Annotated in this window: 23 protein-coding genes; 21 read left to right on the forward strand and 2 right to left on the reverse strand. The window is 68.6% G+C overall.

Going from position 1 to position 19805, the window contains the following annotated elements:
* The first annotated feature begins 1 nt into the window (after position 1).
* From fliR to J4O73_RS11930, 5 genes are read left to right on the forward strand one after another with little or no spacing between them, the layout of a single operon-like run.
* Positions 2–754: a flagellar biosynthesis protein FliR gene (gene fliR / locus J4O73_RS11910; RefSeq protein ID WP_426217511.1), complete on the forward strand. Its 753-nt coding sequence runs from the start codon at positions 2–4 to the stop codon at positions 752–754.
* 4 nt (positions 755–758) lie between these two features.
* On the forward strand, positions 759–1169 hold the full coding sequence (locus J4O73_RS11915; RefSeq protein ID WP_426217513.1) for a hypothetical protein: 411 nt from the start codon (positions 759–761) through the stop codon (positions 1167–1169).
* A gap of 60 nt (positions 1170–1229) precedes the next feature.
* Positions 1230–1697, forward strand: coding sequence for a rod-binding protein (locus tag J4O73_RS11920; protein ID WP_426217514.1), 468 nt, complete (start codon positions 1230–1232; stop codon positions 1695–1697).
* Between the two features lie 5 nt (positions 1698–1702).
* Complete coding sequence (locus J4O73_RS11925) at positions 1703–2038, forward strand: flagellar protein FlgN (RefSeq protein ID WP_426217738.1); 336 nt, start codon at positions 1703–1705, stop codon at positions 2036–2038.
* Positions 2035–2484 carry a hypothetical protein gene (locus J4O73_RS11930; RefSeq protein ID WP_378971209.1) on the forward strand — a complete coding sequence of 150 codons (450 nt, stop codon included), beginning with the start codon at positions 2035–2037 and terminating at the stop codon, positions 2482–2484. Before J4O73_RS11925 ends, J4O73_RS11930 begins: the two co-directional genes overlap by 4 nt.
* A gap of 52 nt (positions 2485–2536) precedes the next feature.
* Here the strand turns inward: J4O73_RS11930 and J4O73_RS11935 are convergent, their stop codons facing one another.
* Positions 2537–5158 carry a heparinase II/III domain-containing protein gene (locus tag J4O73_RS11935; protein ID WP_426217517.1) on the reverse strand — a complete coding sequence of 874 codons (2622 nt, stop codon included), beginning with the start codon at positions 5156–5158 and terminating at the stop codon, positions 2537–2539.
* Positions 5159–5320: 162 nt separating this feature from the next.
* Here J4O73_RS11935 and flgB point away from each other — a divergent pair, with 162 nt between their 5' ends.
* The 16 genes from flgB to J4O73_RS12015 all read left to right on the forward strand — a co-directional run bounded on the left by flgB (position 5321) and on the right by J4O73_RS12015 (position 18935).
* A complete protein-coding gene (gene flgB / locus J4O73_RS11940; protein ID WP_426217519.1) occupies positions 5321–5695 on the forward strand; it encodes a flagellar basal body rod protein FlgB in 375 nt (124 codons plus the stop codon).
* A complete protein-coding gene (gene flgC / locus J4O73_RS11945; protein ID WP_426217521.1) occupies positions 5692–6108 on the forward strand; it encodes a flagellar basal body rod protein FlgC in 417 nt (138 codons plus the stop codon). Before flgB ends, flgC begins: the two co-directional genes overlap by 4 nt.
* A 13-nt stretch (positions 6109–6121) precedes the next feature.
* Positions 6122–6472: a flagellar hook-basal body complex protein FliE gene (locus tag J4O73_RS11950; protein ID WP_426217523.1), complete on the forward strand. Its 351-nt coding sequence runs from the start codon at positions 6122–6124 to the stop codon at positions 6470–6472.
* An 11-nt stretch (positions 6473–6483) separates the two neighbouring features.
* The gene (flgG, locus tag J4O73_RS11955; protein ID WP_426217525.1) at positions 6484–7272 is read left to right on the forward strand and encodes a flagellar basal-body rod protein FlgG; all 789 of its coding nucleotides are present in this window, start codon (positions 6484–6486) and stop codon (positions 7270–7272) included.
* 165 nt (positions 7273–7437) lie between these two features.
* The gene (flgA, locus tag J4O73_RS11960; RefSeq protein WP_426217740.1) at positions 7438–7821 is read left to right on the forward strand and encodes a flagellar basal body P-ring formation chaperone FlgA; all 384 of its coding nucleotides are present in this window, start codon (positions 7438–7440) and stop codon (positions 7819–7821) included.
* Complete coding sequence (gene flgI / locus J4O73_RS11965) at positions 7821–8927, forward strand: flagellar basal body P-ring protein FlgI (protein WP_426217527.1); 1107 nt, start codon at positions 7821–7823, stop codon at positions 8925–8927. Before flgA ends, flgI begins: the two co-directional genes overlap by 1 nt.
* Positions 8924–9496: a MotE family protein gene (locus J4O73_RS11970; RefSeq protein ID WP_426217529.1), complete on the forward strand. Its 573-nt coding sequence runs from the start codon at positions 8924–8926 to the stop codon at positions 9494–9496. Before flgI ends, J4O73_RS11970 begins: the two co-directional genes overlap by 4 nt.
* On the forward strand, positions 9493–10203 hold the full coding sequence (flgH, locus tag J4O73_RS11975; protein ID WP_426217531.1) for a flagellar basal body L-ring protein FlgH: 711 nt from the start codon (positions 9493–9495) through the stop codon (positions 10201–10203). The genes J4O73_RS11970 and flgH overlap by 4 nt, the downstream gene beginning before the upstream one ends.
* Positions 10204–10278: 75 nt before the next feature.
* Positions 10279–10755 carry a flagellar basal body-associated FliL family protein gene (locus J4O73_RS11980; RefSeq protein WP_378971233.1) on the forward strand — a complete coding sequence of 159 codons (477 nt, stop codon included), beginning with the start codon at positions 10279–10281 and terminating at the stop codon, positions 10753–10755.
* Positions 10752–11522 carry a flagellar type III secretion system pore protein FliP gene (fliP, locus tag J4O73_RS11985; RefSeq protein ID WP_426217533.1) on the forward strand — a complete coding sequence of 257 codons (771 nt, stop codon included), beginning with the start codon at positions 10752–10754 and terminating at the stop codon, positions 11520–11522. Before J4O73_RS11980 ends, fliP begins: the two co-directional genes overlap by 4 nt.
* Before the next feature lie 109 nt (positions 11523–11631).
* Positions 11632–13326 carry a flagellar basal-body MS-ring/collar protein FliF gene (fliF, locus tag J4O73_RS11990; protein ID WP_426217535.1) on the forward strand — a complete coding sequence of 565 codons (1695 nt, stop codon included), beginning with the start codon at positions 11632–11634 and terminating at the stop codon, positions 13324–13326.
* On the forward strand, positions 13323–14222 hold the full coding sequence (locus J4O73_RS11995) for a hypothetical protein (protein WP_426217537.1): 900 nt from the start codon (positions 13323–13325) through the stop codon (positions 14220–14222). Before fliF ends, J4O73_RS11995 begins: the two co-directional genes overlap by 4 nt.
* 1 nt (position 14223) lies before the next feature.
* On the forward strand, positions 14224–15549 hold the full coding sequence (locus J4O73_RS12000; protein WP_426217538.1) for a MotB family protein: 1326 nt from the start codon (positions 14224–14226) through the stop codon (positions 15547–15549).
* 101 nt (positions 15550–15650) lie between these two features.
* Complete coding sequence (locus J4O73_RS12005; protein ID WP_426217540.1) at positions 15651–16883, forward strand: chemotaxis protein MotC; 1233 nt, start codon at positions 15651–15653, stop codon at positions 16881–16883.
* Complete coding sequence (locus J4O73_RS12010) at positions 16880–18391, forward strand: flagellar hook-length control protein FliK (protein WP_426217542.1); 1512 nt, start codon at positions 16880–16882, stop codon at positions 18389–18391. Before J4O73_RS12005 ends, J4O73_RS12010 begins: the two co-directional genes overlap by 4 nt.
* Positions 18345–18935 carry a transglycosylase SLT domain-containing protein gene (locus J4O73_RS12015; RefSeq protein WP_426217544.1) on the forward strand — a complete coding sequence of 197 codons (591 nt, stop codon included), beginning with the start codon at positions 18345–18347 and terminating at the stop codon, positions 18933–18935. Before J4O73_RS12010 ends, J4O73_RS12015 begins: the two co-directional genes overlap by 47 nt.
* Positions 18936–18959: 24 nt before the next feature.
* Here the strand turns inward: J4O73_RS12015 and J4O73_RS12020 are convergent, their stop codons facing one another.
* Positions 18960–19649 (reverse strand): response regulator transcription factor, encoded by a 690-nt coding sequence (locus tag J4O73_RS12020; RefSeq protein ID WP_426217546.1) that lies wholly within the window; start codon positions 19647–19649, stop codon positions 18960–18962.
* Between the last annotated feature and the right edge of the window lie 156 nt (positions 19650–19805).

Consider the following 19805-nt stretch of genomic DNA (forward strand, 5'->3'; position numbering starts at 1 on the left):
CATGAACGCGGCCCCCGAGACATTCCTCGGCGTATTCCTCATCTTCTGCCGGATCGGCGGGTGCATGCTCGTCGTGCCGGGCTTCTCCTCGCCCCGCGTGCCGCAGCAGGTCCGCCTGCTCGTGGCTGGGGCGATCTCACTGGCGCTGTCACCGCTGCTCCTGCCCCTGTTCCAGGCGAAACTCGGAACGCAGGCACCGGGCGAGACCCTGCGCTGGATCCTGACCGAAAGCGTCACCGGCCTGCTGATCGGCTTCCTCGGCCGGATCTTCCTCGTGGTGCTGGAGACCGTGACCAACGCCATGTCCACCATGGTCGGGTTCGGCGCCATGCCGGGCGCGGCGGTGGAAGGTTCGGACCCGGTGCCCGCGATCGAGTCGCTGATCCTGGTCTCGGCCACGGTGCTACTGTTCGCCAGCGATCTGCACTGGGAACTGGTGCGAGGGCTCGTGGACTCCTACGGACGCATTCCGCCGGGGGAGGGTATCGGCAGCCAGACCTCGCTCGTGCGGGTGGTGGATCAGGTGGCGGACGCGTTCATGCTTGGGCTGCGCATCACCGCGCCCTTCATCATCTACGCCATCGTCGTGAACCTCGCAGCGGGCTTCGTGAACAAGCTCACGCCGAGTATTCCCGTTTACTTCATCGCGACACCCTTCGTGATGTTCGGCGGGCTTCTAATGCTCTACTATCTCGGCGGCGAGATCATGATGCAGTACCTGCAAACCTACGCAACCTGGCTTAAGCAGGGCTGAGCCGATGGCGCATGATCCTCGCCGCCTCGAGCGCGCGCAGCGTCTCATGCGCGTCCAGGAGCAGATGCGCCGCGTCGCGGAGATCGAACTGACCGCGACGCGCGAGCGCGCCGCAGCCGTGGAGGCGGACAGGGCCTCGCTCCTCGCCGCCCTCGGCACTGGGCAGTTCGGGGAACTCCTGCTCGCAGCGGCCAACCGACGCCTCCAGGGGCTCGCGGTCCAGGCGACCGAGATCGAAGCCGAGAGAACCCGGCAGGCGGACATCCTGCGTGAGCGCGGCCTCGCCGAGAAACGCGCCGAAGCCCTGGTCGATCGCGCCGCCGAGGCTCATGCGAAGGAGACCGAGCGCCGTGCGTTCCTCGATTGCCTCGATGGGCTCGGCCAGCGGCGCCCCGGCGATGCAAGCCTCCCGTAAGCCACGGGGCGTAACTGCGGATCACGATCCGGCCGAGCCGTGCCACCAGGACGAGACGCGATGAGCATCAGCCTGCCAACCGACATCGTGATGGATGTGGCGAAGGCCGCCGAACCGGCGCGGCTTCAGGAAGCCGTGGCCAAGCTCTCGGCCCCCGGCGATCCGGCTGCCTTCACCGACTCAATGCAGGCGGCGGGGCTCGCCCTGCACATGCCGCTCGACGCGAACGGTTCCCTCACCACCCTCAAGAACCACACGGCGCTGAATGGCTCCGGGCCGTCCAGCGACCCGTACAAGAAGTTCGAAGGGATGGTCCTTCAGCAGTTCATCGAGTCGATGATGCCGGAGAAGTCCGAAACCGTCTTCGGCAAGGGCAATGCCGGGCACATCTGGAAGTCGATGCTCGCCGAGCAGATCGGCCAGCAGATCGCCAAGGCCGGCGGAGTCGGCATCGCCAAGATGATGGACAAGGCCCATCCCGGCATCGAGCCCGCCCGCCAAGCCCTCGACGCCGTGCGGACGCTGTGATGGCCATGCTGCTCGCCGCCCTCAAGCGCCTCGAGGAAACCGTGGAGGCCGAGACCGACGCGCTGCTCTCCCTCCGGCCCACGGACCACGCCGCGCTCAACCGGGCCAAGAGTCAGAGCCTCCTCGAACTCACCCGGTTGACGCGCGGCCTCGATCCGGCCGGGATCGACGCGACCACCGCGATCCATCTCGCGCGCCTGCGGGACAAGCTCGCCCGCAACCAAGAGGTGGTAGGGCTGCACCTGCGCGCTGTCGAGGAGATCGGCGATACCCTGGCCGCCGCCGCGCTCCGGGCGGAGTCGGACGGCACCTATACCGCGCGGATCGGGCACGATTCATGATCAAGATCTTGATCACAGGCCTCTGGATCTGCGCCGTCACGATCGCCTCGTGCTACGGGGCGGTGACCTGGGGCGACGGGTTCTTCGCCAAGAAGACCGAAGCCTATCTCGAAGGCTTGCAGTATCAAAAGCTCGCGCCGATCAACATTCCGATGATCGCTGATGGAAAAGTACAGGGCTACGTCATCGCCGTCCTGGTCTTTACCGCCGACGCGCGACTGATGCACACCCTGCCGGTGCCGCCGAATGCCTTCGTCGTCGATGAGGCCTTCCGGCAGATCTACGCCGACCCGACGCTCGATTTTCGCAAGCTCGCCAAATACGACATCACCAAGCGCCTCGCGGAGGTGAAGGCCGAGGTCAACAAGCGCCTCGGCGCCGAAGTGGTGAAGGACGTGCTGGTGGACGAGATGAACTTCGTCGCCAAGCGCGAAGTCAGGTCCTGAAGCGTCGATACTCGTCTCCGATCAGACGCTCTTGATCATCCGGGGCGAACCATCACTCCGCCAGGAAGCTCCGCAGTGCCTCGCTCACGAGCAGGCGCGACAGGCGTTCTTCCAGAGTCGTGTCAGTGGCCAGCATCATGCCGCCGTAGACGAGGCCGTCCCCGACGAAGCGGTAGCTCAGGGTGCTTGCGGGTGTCAGGCCCCGCGGAGTGGCGACGAAGCCTTGAAGCGTGCTCGCCCGCTCGTCACGTCCGTTGACGATCTCCAGCCCGGCCTGTCGGCCCGCGATGACCCACGGGGTGAATCCTAGCCGCCGTGCACCCTGCTGCGCCAGCGCCCGGCGCGGCCCCGCCAACGCGACGAGCGTGTCCGGCGCGACATGCAACACGCCCTCGACAGAGAGCAGACCCGGCCCCTTGAAGCGGTCGATCACCGCGATCCCATCGAGATCGTCGAGCAAGACGAAGATGCGGGCATGGGCCACGTCCGGCCCGTGAACGCGTGTCTCGATCCGATGTGCGCTGGCACTGTCGAGGCGAAGGCTCCCCGCAAACCAGACCGGCCCGGCCACCGGCTCGCGACCGTCGAGAAGCGCGACGTTATGGGCGCGGGCCGAGACGAGATAGTGGCGCGACGGCCCGGTCTCCGCACTTTCCGAGCCGCCCGCCTCGACGATCCAGCGCCGCCCCTCCGCCGCCAGGATGAAGGACGTGCAGTCGGCGTGCCCCAGCGGTGAGGGCGCCGCGAAGGTGCAGGCGAAATGCCCCGCGCCGCGCCCGATGGAATCCGCGCTCATCGTCAACATGTCGTGGAAGAGACCGCCCGCTTGGGAGCTCGGCGCAGCCTCCCGCACGATGGCGAGTTCGGAAGTCCTCGCGGCGAGGAGACGCCCGATCCAGGCGGCCTCATCGCCCGCAGGCGGTGCGTCGCCGAAGGGCGGAAGCCGCCCGCCCGGATCGAGCAGGCCGGGAAGTCCGGCGAGCCCCGCCTCAAGCCGCGCGGCGATGTCGGGCCCCGGCGCTTGCCCGCCCAGGGCTTCGGCCAGGGCCCGGCCGAGGGAGAGACAGTCGAGCCGCCGCTGAAGCACCGGGTCCGCGAAATGCCCGTCCGCCGAGAGGAGCGCCCCGAAGGTCTCACCGAGGCGGCGAGAAGCGAGGGCGATCCAGAACGGGGCCAGCGGCAGGCGTGGCAGGAAGCGGGCGATGACGTACAGGGCCGTCGCCGCCTGAAGACCATGGAGCGAGCGCCCAAAGGCGTTCTGCCCCACGATCTCGGCCAGGGCGAAGCCGTGCTGGGTGGCGACGCCGACGAGGGCCGTGCGGAGGGCGTCATCCGCCCCCTCCGGCAACGGCCCAGCCGCGAGACGGGCCAACACCTCCGCCCGCGCGGAAAGGGCCGCCGGATGCAAACTCAGCGCATCGGAAGGCTGGCCCCACGGATTCGCCGCCGCCCAAGCCGCAGCCAACGCAGGTCCCGCCTCACCGACAGCGGGGATCCATGCGAGCGAGTGATAGTCGAGGCGCCAGGGCACCGAACGGAACGGATCCTCCCGCCAGCCGGACCCATCCGGCTGCGTCCAATCGGGCAAGCCTGCGAGGCGCAGGACGATTCGTCCGTCCGGGCCGGCCGAGGACCGCTCCGGCCCCTGGCGCAGATGGCGGGCACGGGCGAGGATCGCGGGGGTGGGTACGGCCTGCGCGTCCGGCCACCAGGCCGCCTCCGCGCCCCGCTCAAGCCCGAGACGGTTTGCCAACCGGGACAGGAAGGCGGCACCGTCGAGAAGGTCGTCTCCGATCAGGCTTTCCAGGCGGAAGGGATCTTCCAGCGAGACTTCCGGCGGAGCGACGAGTTCGACGGCGGGCGGAGCCTCGTCCGCCTCCTCCCAGGTCCGCAGACCGATCTCGACGCGCGACGCGCCGATGGGCGGCGTGAGGGAGAGGGTGAAGCGGCGCGCCTGCGGCTTGGCGGGCAGGTTCACCGAGGCGCCGTGGCCCATCACGGAGACGGTATCGGGATAGGGCAGGGGCATCTCGCCGCCCGACGCATCGCGGTAGCGGATCGCGGCATAGGCCGCGTGCTCGTCGGGCCGGTCGGACACGATCTGACCCCGCAAGACGAGGCCGACGCCTTGCACCAGATCCTGCTCGATCATCAGCGGCTTCGCGCCGAGGCGCAGGCGCGACCACGGCGAGGGGAGGGACGGCGCCTCGACGGATCGCAGGCGAACACCCGAGACGCGGAAAGGCGCCGTGTTGCGCCAGGACCGGAAGCCGAGGGCGAGATCGCTCGCCTGGGCCGGCATGCGGAAGCCGCAGCGCCACTGCGCCGAGAGGCCGGTGGTCGCGTGATAAGCCGGTCCCGGCAGCCATGCACCGAGAGGATCGGGCAAGGTGCGCACCAACCCCGGCACCGATTCGACATCGAGGCTCGATCCGTCGCGCGCCATGAAGTCGAAGCCCACCAGGGCGAAATCCAACGCAGCGGCGGCCTGCTCGTCCTCATCCCAGGAGAGCGTGACGTCGAGGGTATACCACGCCTCCGGCACCAGTTCGCGGAAGGCGAGGATCGCGCGCGCCCAGCGGTTCTTGGGCGCCACCACATGCTCGCCCGCCCGGGGGCCAGCCCCGGCGCCACCCAGGTAACGGGCGGTCGGCTCCGGCAAGTCCTCCGGCATCGGCGGCGGTCGTTCCTCATGGGTCAGCGGTGACCGGGAGTGGGGCGGAGGAGGGCGGCCTGTCAAGCGAGGTGGCGGCCAGCCTCGTGCAAGATTGCGGACCTAGACCGCTTTTCAGGGCGGTCCGATTCCCGGTCGTCCCTGCGTGCGGCTGGAGGCGGCATGAGCGGTATCTACCTCTTCGACATCGCCGCCATGCAGGCGCGCCACCTCGCGGTGCGGCAGGCGACCATCGCCGGCAACGTCGCGAACGCGAATACGCCCGATTACAAGACGCGGGACGTCGCGCCCTTCGCCGAAGTGCTGGCGCAAGTCGGCACCGGCATGGCCAGAACCGCCTCCGAACACGTGGACGGCGGCGGGCCGCTCAGCCGCACCCACACCGCAACGGACGGCTGGAACGTGACCGAGACGACAAACTCGGTGAGCCTCGAACAGGAAATGCTCAAGGCAAGCGAAGTCTCCCGCGAGCACAACCTGAATACCGGGATCGTGAAAGCATTCGACCGCATGCTCAAGATGGCGGTGAAGACATGATCGATCCGCTCCTGTCGGCGACCAAACTGGCGAGTTCAGGCCTCGAAGCGCAGTCCCTGCGCATGCGGATCGTGTCGGAGAACCTCGCCAACGCCCAGTCGACCGGCGATGCGCCGGGAGCCGACCCGTATTCGCGCAAGACGATCAGCTTCCGCGCCGAGATGCAGCGGGCGATCGGCGCGTCCTCCGTCAGGGTTTCGGAGATCGGCAGGGACACGAGCCCGTTCCGCTCGGAATACGACCCCGGCAGCCCGGCCGCGGACGCACGCGGCATGGTCAAGCTGCCCAACGTGAACATGCTCGTCGAGATGGCCGACATGCGCGAGGCCAATCGCTCGTACGAGGCCAATCTCCAAGTGATCAAGCAGGCCCGCGCGATGGTGGCCAGCGTGATCGATCTCCTCAAGCCTTAAGGAAGCGCGACCGATGATCGAGGCCCTCGCATCGCTTTCGGCCTTCGAGAAGGCCGTTCAAGCCGCCGCCCTCTCGCGGGCCGACACGGCCGCCCCGGTGCAGCGGAGTGCCTTTCCGGGCGCGGCGGCCATCGGCGGCAGCGCCCCGGCGGATTTCTCCGACATCATGGCCCAGTTCGCCGCGAGCGTGCGCAACGACATGCGGGCGGGCGAAGCGGCCTCCATCGCGGGCATCCAGGGCAAGGCCTCGCCGCAGCAGGTGGTGGAGGCGGTGATGTCCGCCGAGCAGAGCCTCCAGACCGCCGTCGCCATCCGCGACAAGGTCGTGTCCGCCTATCTCGAACTCAGCCGCATGGCCATCTGAGGAGCCGACCCATGCGTGCACTCGCCATCGCCGCCACGGGCATGTCCGCCCAGCAGCTCAACCTCGAAGTCATCGCGAACAACGTCGCGAACTTGAACACCACCGGCTTCAAGGGCGCACGGGCGGAATTCACCGACCTGCTCTACCAAGCCGAGCGGCAGCAGGGCGTGCCGAACCAAGCGGGGCAGGAGGCGGTACCCGAGGGCGCCATGCTCGGCCTCGGCGTGCGCGCCGCCGCCATCCGCAACCTGCACCGGCAGGGCTCGCTTGCGCAGACGGGCAACCAGCTCGACCTCGCGGTGAACGGGCGCGGCTATTTCCAGATCACCAGCCCAGGCGGCGAGACGAATTACACGCGCGCGGGCTCGTTCAACAAGAACGCCACCGGCCAGCTCGTGACGCTGGAAGGGTACGTGGTCGATCCGGCGATCCTCATCCCGAACAACGCCTCGGAGGTCACGGTGAACCTCTCGGGCCAGGTCTTCGCAAAGATCGACGGACAGGTCGCGCTGGCGCAGATCGGCCAGTTGACGCTGGCGAACTTCGCCAACGAGGCGGGCCTGGAACCGCTCGGCAACGGGCTCTACCGCGAGACCCCGGCTTCAGGCGCGCCGGTCGTCGGCAATCCCGGCGATGTCAGCTTCGGCAAGATCCAGCAGGGCTATCTCGAAGGCTCGAACGTCGATCCCGTGAAGGAGATCACCAGCCTGATCACGGCGCAGCGCGCCTTCGAGATGAACTCGAAGGTGATCCAGGCCGCGGACGAGATGTCCTCGACCGTTTCGAAGGGCATCCGCTGACGCGCACGGCGGGGCGGCCCGGCCCCGCAGGACTTCCGGCTTCGACCCCTCCGGCGATTGATCATGGCCTTCACCCTGTCCGTCCGCACGCCCCGCTTCCTCACGGCGGCCCTGCCCGTCCTCCTGTTTCTCGTGAGCCCGGCCCGTGCCGAGCCCGACGAGATCATGCTGCCGGTGCCGGTCGTCACGATCTACGCGGGCGACACGATCAAGGACTCGATGCTGCGGATGCAGGCTTATCCGGCGACCTATCGCGGACGGTCGGCCATCGTCGACGCGCCGATGGCCATGGTCGGGCGCACCGCGCGGCGGATGCTGCTGCCCGGCGAGCCGGTGCCGGTGAACGGCGTGGACGATCCCCGCCTCGTCACCCGCAACGCGCCAACGCAGATGATCTTCGAGGAGAACGGCCTCATCATCACCGCCGTGGGCTCGCCGTTGCAGAACGGGGGCCTCGGGGAGGTCATCCGCGTCCGCAACACGGACACCAACCGGATCGTCCTCGGCACCGTGATGGCCGATGGGCGCATCCGCATCGGAGCGCAGTGATGCGCCGCGTCCTCCTCGCCCTCGCGGCGCTGGCCGGGCTCCTGCTCGCCGGGCCGTCCTTCGCGGGCACGCGGATCAAGGATATCGCCACGCTCAAGGGCGTGCGCGACAACCAGCTCTTCGGATACGGACTCGTCACCGGCCTTCAGGGCACGGGCGACACCCTCCGCAACGCGCAGTTCACCGAGCAGTCGCTGCAATCGCTCCTCGACCGGCTCGGCATCAACGTGCGCGACTCGCGGCTGCGCACCCGCAACATCGCGGCGGTGATGGTGACCGCCGACCTGCCGCCCTACACCGGCACCGGCTCGCGCATCGACGTCACCGTGACCTCGCTGGGCGATGCCACCTCCCTGCGCGGTGGAACGCTGCTGATGACGCCGCTGACCGGTGGCGACGGTCTCGTCTACGCCGCCGCTCAGGGACCGCTGGCGGTCTCGGGTTTCAGCGTCCAGGGGCAGGCCGAGCAGCTGACGCAGGGCGTGCCGACGGCGGGCCGCATCCCGAACGGCGCGCTGATCGAGCGTGAGGTGCCCGGCACCTTCCGCGACCTGCCCGAACTGGTATTCGAACTGAAGAACCCGGACTTCAAGACGGCAACCCTGGTCGCGGACGCGATCAACGCGTGGTCGATGGCGCGTTTCCACCGCCGCATCGCCAACCCGCGCGACCAGCGTTCGGTGGTGGTGCTGCGCGGACGCGACGCGACGCAGACCCGTCTGGTCGCCGAGATCGGCGATCTCACCGTCCAGCCGGACGTCCCCGCGCGGGTGGTGGTCGATCAGCGCACCGGCACGGTGGTGATCGGCCGTAACGTGCAGATCTCCACGGTCGCCGTCACCCACGGCAACCTTACTGTTCGCGTCACCGAAACCCCCGAAGTCTCCCAGCCTGCGCCGTTCTCGAACGGTCAGACCACGGTGGTGCCACGCACCGAGGTGGCGGCCCGCGAGGAGCAGGGCAAGCTCGCCATCATCGGCGGCTCAGACCTCCAAACGCTGGTGCGCGGCCTGAACTCGGTCGGCCTCAAGCCCACCGACATCATCGCGATCCTGCAGGCGGTGAAGACCGCAGGCGCCCTTCAAGCCGAACTGGTGGTGCAATGAGGCCCGCCCTGATCCTTCTCGCCTGTCTCGCCGCCGGTCCTGCCTGGGCCACGGGCAGCGGCGGCGACAAGCCGGACCCAGCCAAGGAGGCGGCGCTCAAGGCGCTCGCCGCCCGCGACGGCCCGAAGGAGGTCGGCGCGCAGGATTACGTGAAGGAGCCCCCGAAGGCGGGCTATTGCGCGGGCATCGCCGATGCCGCCGCCGATGCCCGTTTCGCGTGGCAGAAGGAGCAGCTCGCCGCTCTGGAGAAGGATGTCGAGGCCCGCATCGCCAAGCTCGAAGCCAAGCGCGCCGAGTATGAGGAGTGGCTGAAGCGCCGCAACGCCTTCCTCGCCAAGGCGGACGAGGCGGTCGTCGCCCTCTACGCCAAGATGCGGCCCGACGCGGCCGCGCCCCAACTCGCCACCATGCCCGAGGACGCGGCCGCCGCGATACTCACCAAGCTCAACGCCCGTGCGGCGAGCGCCATCCTGGCCGAGATGGAAGCGGCCCGCGCCGCCGGTCTCGCACGGAAGATGTCGGATCTCGGCCGCAAGAAGGACGAGAGCAAGAAGGACGAGAGATCGTGAACCCCGCCCTCCGGCTTGCCGCTCTGACCCTGGCCCTCGGCGCCGGGGCCTGCCACAGCAACATCAACGAGATCGGGCGCCAGCCGATTCTGACCCCCGTGGGGGCCGGGCTGAACCCGCCGCGCGATCCCCTGCCGGTGACCTTCAATGCCCATGGCCCGCGTTCCGGCTACCATTCCACATGGGCCCCCGGGAGTGCCGAGCTGTTCCAGGATCCGCGCGCCCGCAATGTCGGCGACGTGATCACGGTCAACATCGCGATCAACGACAAGGCGCAGTTCGACAACGCCACGGACCGCTCGCGCAGCCAGAAATCGACGCTCGGCTTCGATTTCGGCTACGGCGTCAGCGGCCTAAAGGATTCGGCCACCGCCGACACGGGCATCCGCTCCGGCACCGAGACCAAGGGTCAGGGCTCGATCGACCGTAAGGAGACGCTGAGCCTGTCGGTGGCGGCGGTAGTCACCGAAGTCCTGCCGAACGGCAACGTGCTGATCGCCGGCTCGCAGGAAGTGCGCGTGAACAACGAGGTCCGCGTCCTGGCCGTCACCGGCATCGTCCGTCCGCGCGACATCTCGCGGAAGAACACGATCGACTACGACAAGATCGCCGAGGCCCGCATTTCCTATGGCGGTCGCGGCCGGATCACCGACGTCCAGAACCCGACGCTGGGCCAGCAGATCTTCGAGACCGTCACACCGTTCTGATCCGGTTTTCCGTCATTGCGAGCGAACGCGACGCGATGACGTAAGGCCGGTTGGCACGACCAGCAGGAACTCATCATGGCGGATGCCAAGACCAAGAAGGGCGGCAAGGGCTGGATCGGGGGGCTGCTCCTGTCCACCCTGGTCGCGGTCGGCACGGGCGGGATGCTCGGCGTGTACCTGCTCTCGACGGTCGAGAAGGCCGTGGACCGGAAGGTCCGCGACGAGCAGAGCAAGGTCGTGCCCGTGATGAACTATGCGGGCGACCTTTCCCTCCGCAGCGTCGGCTCCGTGGTGACGAACCTCGCGGAGCCCGCCGAATCCTGGGTGCGGATCGAATCCTCCGTGGTGCTCAAGGGCGTCGTCCCGAACGCCGACGTCACGCTGGCCGAAATCCGCGCCGATCTCCTCGCCTATCTGCGCACCGTCTCCATGGCGCAGGTCGAGGGCGCGAGCGGCCTTCAGCACCTGCGCGAGGACCTGAACGAGCGGGCCGTCCTGCGCAGCAAGGGCGCGATCCGCGAACTGATCGTCGAATCGCTGGTGGTGCAATGATCGCCCGACGGAACGCCCTGCGGTTCGCCGCGATCCTCGGCCTCACGCTGGCAGCCGGCGCCGCGCAGGCTCAGAGCGGCGGTGTGACGGGCCTGCCCGCCCTCGACCAGCTGCTACCGGCGGGCAACGGCGCGGCCTCGGGCCGGATCCTGCAACTCGTCGCGCTGCTCACCGTCCTGTCGCTGGCGCCGGGTCTGCTCGTGATGGTCACGAGCTTCACCCGCTTCGCCGTGGCCCTGTCGTTCCTGCGCTCCGGCATCGGCCTTCAGAGCACGCCCGCCAACCTGTTCCTCGTGTCTCTGTCGCTGTTCATGACCTTCTACGTCATGGCGCCGACCTTCGACCGGGCCTGGAACGACGGGGTCAAGCCGCTGCAGGAGAACCGGATCACCGAGGAGGAGGCCTACGGCAAGATTGTCGACCCGTTCCGGGAGTTCATGACGGCGCAGGTACGCCCGAAGGATCTCCAGACCTTCTCCGACCTCGCCAGCCGCAACTTCCCGAAGGCTGAAGCGGGCGAGAAGATCGACCTGCGCATCCTGATCCCGGCCTTCATGATCTCCGAACTGCGCCGTGGCTTCGAGATCGGCTTCCTGATCGCCCTGCCGTTCCTCGTCATCGACATCATCGTATCGACCATCGTGATGTCGATGGGCATGATGATGCTGCCGCCGACAGTGATTTCCCTGCCGTTCAAGGTGTTGTTCTTCATCTTGATCGACGGCTGGAATCTCTTGGTGAGCGGGCTGGTACGCTCGTTCTTCTGATCCTCGTCTTTCCGACGAAAGCCACCGCCTCCCGCGCAATCCCCGCACAAGGCTGACCCGTCACACAGGCTCGCGACACCATCAGGTCGCCAGCAGGGTTGGTCCAGGGATGTTCGGACGCGAGCAAGCCGAGAGGCTGTGGAGCAACATCATCGAACTGGGGGCGCGGCGCCTCGTGGCGCTCGGCCTCGTCGGTCTCTTCGTCTTCACAGGTGTCGGCCTCGGCGCCTACTACCTCAGCCGCCCGGCTCAGGAGGCGCTCTATACCGGCCTCTCCCGCGAGGACGTGGCCCGCATCGGCGGCGTGCTGAAGGATAGCGGCATCCCGTTCGACGTCAGTGCCGACGGCACCGCCGTCATGGTCCGCTACGGCAATACCGCCCAGGCACGCATGCTGCTAGCCGAGAAGGGTCTGCCGCAAAGCTCCAAGTCCGGCTACGAGCTGTTCAACGATCTCGGGTCGCTCGGCATGACTTCGTTCATGCAGGAGGTGACGCGGGTGCGCGCCCTCGAAGGCGAGCTCGCCCGCACCATCCAGGGCATGAAGGGCGTGCGCGCGGCTCGCGTGCACATCGTCCTGCCCGATCGCGCCTCTTTCCGCCGGGATCAGCAGCCGCCTTCGGCCTCCGTGGTGGTGCGCACCGAACCCGCCGACGACGTCAGCGGCGCCCAGGCGATCCGCCAACTCGTCGCCGCCGCGATCCCCGGCCTGAAGCCCGACCGCGTGACCGTGATCGGCTCGGACGGCACGATCCTGATGGCGGGCGATGACAACAGCCTCGCCCCCACGGGCAAGATGGCGAGCCTGGAGAAGATCGTCAGCCGCGAGGTGCAGGACAACATCCGCCGCACCCTCACGCCCTATCTCGGCACCGGCAATTTCGAGGTGAGCGTCGCCGCCCAGCTCAACACCGACAAGACCTCGACCAACGAGACGATCTACAACCCGGACCAGCGGGTCGAGCGGTCCGTCCGCTCGGTGCGCGAGAACGAGAATGCGCAGAACCGCAAATCCGAGCGGCCTACGACCGCGCAGCAGAACCTGCCCGACCAGCGCCCGCGCTCGGACGGCAACGACACCTCGTCGAACGAGAGCTCCAAGAAGGAGGATCTCACCAATTACGAGATCTCGCAGAAGACCATCCAGACGGTGAGCGACGGCTACGCCATCCGTCACCTCTCGGTAGCGGTGCTGGTCAATCGCTCGCGGCTCGCCGCGCAGAGCGGCCAGGACGGCAAGAGCGAGAACGCCGATGTGTCCGGCCAGATCGCCGAGATCGAGCAACTGGTCGCTTCGGCGGCGGGCTTCAGCAAGGAGCGTGGCGACACGGTGAAAGTCGCCGCCGTGGGCTTCATCAACGACGGGCAGGCCATGGAGCCGTTGCCGCCGCTCTCGATCAGCGAGGTGATGCTGCGCCAGTCCGGCACGCTCATCAACGCCGCGACGATCCTCGTCGTCGCCGCGCTCCTGATCTGGTTCGGCCTGCGCCCGGCGCTGCGTGCCATCCTCGCGACGCCTGCCGCAGAGCAAGCCGAGGTCGGCGCCCTCGAACGCGCGGCGAACCCCGCCATCGCGGCGGCCGCCGCACCGGCCGATGCGGCTCTCGCCCCGCCAAGCCCGGCGGAGGCCGCGGCGCTCGCCCCGCCCGCCGTAGCGAGCATGATCGAGGACATGGCGCAGACCATGGCCCAGACCTCCGATCGCTCGGCCCAGAAGCGGCTGGAGCAGATGATCGACCTCGACGAGGAGCAGGTCGCCTCGATCCTCAAGCGCTGGCTGATGCGTGAGGAGGCGACGGCGTGAGCGCGGTCCTGAAAAGCGTACTCCCCGATTTTTCGGACGCGGTGAAGCCTGCAGCCCCGGCCGTGCCCCAGGCAGCCCGCACCACGCCGTGGTTGCCGACGCGGGTCGTGAAGCTGCCCAAGCGTTCCGGGGAGGATGCTCCGGTTCCATCGGACACGACTCCGCGCAACGCCATGCCGCTCGCGCCCATGACCGTACCGGACGCGCTGAATGCCCTGCGGTCGCTGGTCCAGACGGCTCCGCCTTCCTCTGCAGCCGCCCCAACGCCGGTGAGGACTGAGCCCGAGCGCCCGACCGAAGACACCCTTTCGAGCCCCTGGACCGGCCTGAAACGGTCGAGCCCGACGCCCCAGGCCGAACCGGCCGGACCGGCCGAAACGCCGGAGGAGCGTGCGGCGGCCCTTGCCGAGGCGGAGGCTCGCGGTCTTGAGCAGGGACTGACGCAAGCCCGTGCCGAAGCGCAAGCCCAACACGAAGCGGAGCGTGAGGCCTTCACCATGCGCCTCGCCGAGGAGCGAGCGCGCTGGTGCGAGGGCGAGGCCGAGCGGCTGGCGGATGGGTTTTCCGCAGCTTTGCGTGCCCTCGACGCCGATTTGACCCAGCGGATCGGGCGCCTGCTCGTCCCAGTGCTGAACGATGCCCTGCGGCGGCGTGCTTTAGACGAGTTCAGCGTCGCCCTCGGACGTTTGCTCGCGGAGCCGGGCCAAGCGGCAATCCGGGTGAGCGGGCCGGAAGATCTGCTCGACGCCCTCCGCAAACGGCTCGGCCTTCAGGCGGAGGGGGTGACGTTCGAGCCCAGCGCGGCACCCGAGGTCTCCGTGATCGCCGACCAGACCGTGTTAGAAACGCGGCTCGCGGCCTGGACCCGCCTGCTGACCGCTGCGGCGGAGGGCTGAAATGTCCGAGGGCCACCAAGAGATCATCATCATCAAGCGTCACGGCGACCATGAGGATGGGCACCATGGCGGTGCCTGGAAGATCGCGCTCGCCGACTTCATGACGGCGATGATGGCGCTGTTCCTCGTCATGTGGCTGATCAATTCGACCAGCAAGGAGCAGAAGCAGTCCATTGCCGAATACTTTAACCCGGTGAAGCTCGCCGAGGTCACGCATGACCGCAAAGGTCTGTCCGAGCCCAAGGACGAATCGGCCGACAAGGGTGGCGGGTCCAAGGAGGCCGAGGGCAAGGGGGAAGGCGAGGGGAAGGGCGAAGGCAAGGGGCCGGACAAGGGCCAGCCCGCGCCCCCCGGCAGCCGTACCCGGGAATCCGCTCTGTTCCAGGATCCCTATGCTGTGCTTGCCAAGCTCGCCAGTGAGACGGAGGCCGACCGCCCGGACGTGGCGAGCGTCGATGCCATGGCGCAGGACGGCGCCCAGCCCGGCATCGCGGGGGGCGAGGCCGCGCGCGATCCGTTCGATCCGCTCTACTGGCAGACCGAGACGCTGCCCCGCGCCCGCAGCGACAATCCTGGCGCGGTGAACACCGTCGCCCGTGCCACCAACGAGACCCGCCTCGACGCCAAGGCGCAATCCCTTAAGGAGCCGAAGCCACCCTCGAAGGACGCGCTGAAGGTCACGCAGGTCGCCACCGCCGAGGCCAGCCTGCCCGCTGCCGTGCGCGATGCGCTCGCTTCTCCGAAGGCCAAGACCGGAGAGAAGCCCGCGGAAAAGCCAGTTGAAGCCAAAGAGGCGCCGAAGGAGGCGCCCAAGGATCTTCCCAAGGAAGCCCAGAAGCCCGCCGAGGAGCCGACGGGCGACACCGCCGCCCTCGCCGAGATCAAGGCGGAGATCGCCAAGGCCGTGCAGCCGATCCGCACCGGTTCCCCGGCGCCGCGCATCGAGGTGCGCCGTACGGGCGAGGGCGTGTTGGTGAGCGTCACCGACGAGATCAATTTCAGCATGTTCGAGATCGGCTCGGCCGAGCCCTCGCCGAAGGTGGTGCGCGCCCTGGAACGCATCGCCAAGGTGCTGAACGCCCATCCGGGACAGGTCGTCGTGCGCGGGCATACGGACGGGCGCCCGTTCCGCTCGGAAACCTACGACAACTGGCGTCTGTCCTCGGCGCGGGCGCAGATGGCCTATTACATGCTGGTCCGCGCGGGTCTCGACGAGAAGCGGCTCGACCGCATTGAGGGCTATGCCGACCGCCAGCCGCGCAGCCCAGATCCGAAGGCAGCCGAGAACCGCCGCATCGAGATCTTGCTGCGGAGCAAGCCCGAATGAGATGGGCAGCTCCCCCCTCCGATGCCGGATCGCCGAGGCGCGGCTCGCACGCGCGGCGGCGCGAACGGCGGCGCTTCCATCGCAGCTCGTGGATGGGCGGCATGGCGGTCATGCGGCTGGCCGGCCTCCTGCTGATCGTGATGATCGCCACCCACGCGCTCGCGGCCGGTGACGGTCATGGCGGCGGGCACGGAGCCGAGCCGCCCAAGCCGATCGAGCCCCTTCCGGTCGTCCCGCGTGGCTTGCCGGTGGAGCTGATGCGCACGCTGCAATTGCTGCAGGACCGGATCGCGAAGGGCTCGACCCAGGCACATCTCGCGCAGAGGCAGTTGCTCGTTCACATCGAGCAGCGGCTTCTGGCGCTCGAACCGGAGACCTGGGCGGAATCCGCCAATGCGCGGGCGGGCGTTTCCTTCGCCCTGGCCGGTGGCGGCCCGGCGGTCCTGCGCAAGATGCTCGACAGTAGCAAGGTCGCCGAGGCGGATGCGCCCCTGGTTCTCGGTGCGCTCGCCTATGTCGAGGGCCGCGAGAAGGAAGCCCGTACGCTCCTTGCGAAGTTCGATCCGCGTGAAGCGCCGCCAAGCCTCGCTGGGCAACTCGCCCTGACCCAGGCCGCCCTTTCCGTGCGCGATGCCCCGCGAAAGGCGATCGAACTCCTGGCTCTCGCACGCCTGCTCGCACCGGGGACCCTGGTGGAAGAAGGCGCACTCCGCCGCGAGATCTTCGTGATCGCGCAGGGCGGCGATGCCAGCCGCTTCGAGGCCCTGTCGATTCAGTATCTGCGCCGCTTCCGGCGCTCCGTCTATGCGGGCAATTTCCGCCAGCGCTTCGCGGCGGCCCTGACCCGGCTCGACTTCGCCAGCGACGGCGCCCGCGACGCGAAACTCGCCCGCATGCTGGACGAGATCGAGCCCGACGACCGTCGCGACCTTTACCTGCTCGTCGCCCGCGCCGGGCTCGACCAAGGACGGCGCGGCACGGCGCTCTTCGCCGCCGAGCGGGCGGCGGGGCTCGCGGCCCCGGAGACCGCTGCCGCCGCTCAGGCTCGGCTCTACCGCGCGGCCGCCCTCGTTGTCGTCGAGGGGCGTCTGGACGAGAGCATCCAGGCCCTGCGTAGCCTCGACCGGGAACAGTTCGGCGAGGCCGACCGGCGGCTCCTCGATGAGGCCCTGTCAGCGGCCACGCAGATCCGTATCCCGCCACAGGCCGATACCGCCCGTGCGGCGGCACCGCTTTCAGGACAGCGCAAGCTCCCCGACCCCGCTGCCATCGGCCGGGCACAGGAGGCGCTGGCGCGCATCGACCGGTTGATGGACGACAGGAACGACCCGTGACAGCCCTCGACGCCCTGCTGCCCGGCCCCCGGCAACGCCCTGAACCCGCCTCGAAAAGCTCCGCCGCGGACGTGCCCGTTCGCGACGCCGCGCCCTCCGCCAGCCCTTTCGGCAAGGAACTCAGCCGACTGGAACGGCCCCCGTCGCGCGGCGAGGAGATCATTCCCCCGCCGGCCGGGGGCGAAGCCGCCACCGAGATCCCGGCAGAAGATGTCGTGACCGGGCCTCCCGCGTCCGGGCTCGTCATCGATCCACAGGCGGCCCTGCGCGCCCTGATCGCAGCCGCGCCGTGTGCGCCTATGCCGATCCAACCCGCAACCACCGTCCAGTCCGCTGGGCCGACCGTCGCGATGGCGACGGATCTCGTCGCTCTGGCCGAGAGGGCAGTGGGCACCATCCCAGCGGAGAACCCGATCGCAAGCCTTCCCACCGACCGGCCGAAGGTGGCTGTGCTCGCACAGGAGACGCATTTCGCGCCGGTCCTGCCAGGCCAGCCCACGCCGGTCGTTCCCATCGCGCAGGCCGTGAAGAATCGTCCTTCGCTGCAGCCTGCCGCACCCCCCGCCATCGACGGAGCACCGGTTGCGCAGTCCGCGCCCCCGCCCGATCAGGTGCGGCCACAGCCGGTCGAGCCCGTTGCCGCGGCGCCCGTCGCAGTCGCGGTAGCGCCCGTCGTTGAATCGGTGACGCCCGTTCAAGCTCCCGCCCCAGCCCTGACACGCCCAGCGCGGCCCACGCCGCGCGCCTCGACACCGGCTCTCCCGATCGCGCCTTCAGCGCCCGCAGCCGAAAGCGTCGAGAGCCCACCTGTCCCCGCCATCCAGGCGGGACCGGTGGCGCCCCGACCGGAGCGCGACGGCGACACCTCCCGCGAGCCCGGCCAGCCTTTGCCGGAGACGGCGCCCGTCGCGGCGCCGGCACTCGGTCCAGGGGAGGCGGCTTTGCCCGTCACGACCCTCCGGCATCTCGCAGAGGCGATCGCCGCCGAGGCGCCCTCGGCGCCGGTCGCGCCGCCCGGTCAGCCCGCCAAACCCGGTCAGATGCCGGAAGGCCCCTTACGTCTTCTCACGATCCAGCTTCAGCCCGCCGACCTCGGCACCGTGACGGTGCGGATGCGCCTGCAGGAGGGCCGCCTGGAGGTCGGCATGGAGACCGGTCGACACGAAACGGCCGAGCTGCTGCGCCGGGATGGCGGAGCCCTGTCCGATCTCCTGCGCGGGGCAGGCTATCAGGCCGATCTCGTCGCCATCCGGGCCAGTGGCGCGGACATGGCGGGCGGCCAGCCGTCCCAGCAGGGATCGGGGCAGGGCGCGCAGGCCCAGAGCCAGCCGCAGGGCCAATCCGGACGGGGCCAGATGGCCTTCACCGATGGCGGGCAGGGCGGAGGCGGGTCGCAACCCGGCTCGTCCGACCGCAGGGACGCACCGCGCGCCGAAACGGCCCGTTCAAGGGAAGGGGGACATGAAGCGTATCCTGTCGAGCGCGATCGCAGCGGCCTGTATCTCTGACTCCGCCTGCGCGGCCACGGCGCCAGCGACGGGGATGAGCCCGGCCACGCCGAGCCGCGTCTGCGAGCAACAGATGGCGCAGGCGGCCGCCAAGCACGGCGTGCCGCTCGGCATGCTCTATGCCGTGGGCCTGACCGAGAGCGGCAAGCGCGGCTCGCTTCAGCCCTATGCGATGAACATCCAGGGCCGGGCCTATTTCGGCACGAGCGCGCAGGACGTGATGCAGAAGCTCGCGGAATCGCAGGCAAGCGGCATCCGCTTGGTCGATCTCGGCTGCATGCAGATCAACCATCATTACCACCGGGCGAAGTTCCCTTCGCTCGAAGCGATGATCGACCCGCGCCAGAACGTGGAATACGCCACGCGCTTCCTGAAGGAACTGAAGGACCGGGAGGGCAGCTGGACGCTCGCCGTCGCGCGCTACCATGCGGGCCCGAACAACAATCCGGCCCAGAAGGTCTATGTCTGCCGGGTAATCACGAACATGGTCGCCACCGGCTTCGGCAACTGGACCCCGGGGGCCAAGGCTTTCTGCCAGCCGTAGGAATCCCGGTGGGCGAGCCGAAGGTCAGCCGACGTAGACGTAGCCCATGTAGCGCTTGGCCTCGATCGGATCGTAGCCGAGCCGCTGCGACAGCTTCTTGCGCAGCTTGCTGACGTGGCCCTCGATCACGCTCTCCTCGACGCCATCGCTGTAGACGCCATAGATCACGTTGAAGACCTGCGTCTTGGTCAAGCGGCGCCCACGGTTGCGGACGAGATATTCGAGAATGTGACGCTCCCGGCGCGGTAGCGAAAGCGGCTCGCCATCCACCTCCGGCTCACGCCCGTCGAAAAAGACTCGCAGGCGCTCCGGCCGAGGGGAAGCCTCGGTGCCGGCGACGGGCTGGATGCCACCGTTCACCCGTCGCCAGATCGCCTCGGATCGCGCCAGGATCTCACGGACGTGGACGGGCTTGGGCAAAACGTCGTCGATCCCGGCATCGAACAGGACCAAGGTCTGCTCGAGCGAACGCTGATCGGCCAGCGCGATGACGGGCGCCCGCGAATGCTTGCGAATGACGGACGCACATTTCGCTCGCTCGTCGAAATCACCGAGCAGGAAACCCTGGACGGCATCGACATCACTCCGCGAGGCCGCGCGGATCCATCCCGCGAACTCGTCCGGCGAAAGACCGAAAGCCGACACACCTTCCCGGTCGAAGCTCGCTGCATAGCCCTCGTTGACAGATTTCCGACCATCTACAAGGCAGTACATTCTGACCGAACCCCTTCGCGCGATATCTTTTCGCTCATCAGTTATGGCGGCGCGCGGTGATTCACTACGCAGTAAGGATCGGTTTTTGTAAAGTATGTTCCACTTCTAATTCAGCAACCTAAGTAATTGCAGCCCAACCAGTGTCACATCTTTGCA

It is taken from the genome of Methylobacterium sp. NFXW15 (genome assembly GCF_049887755.1).
GTDB lineage: Bacteria > Pseudomonadota > Alphaproteobacteria > Rhizobiales > Beijerinckiaceae > Methylobacterium.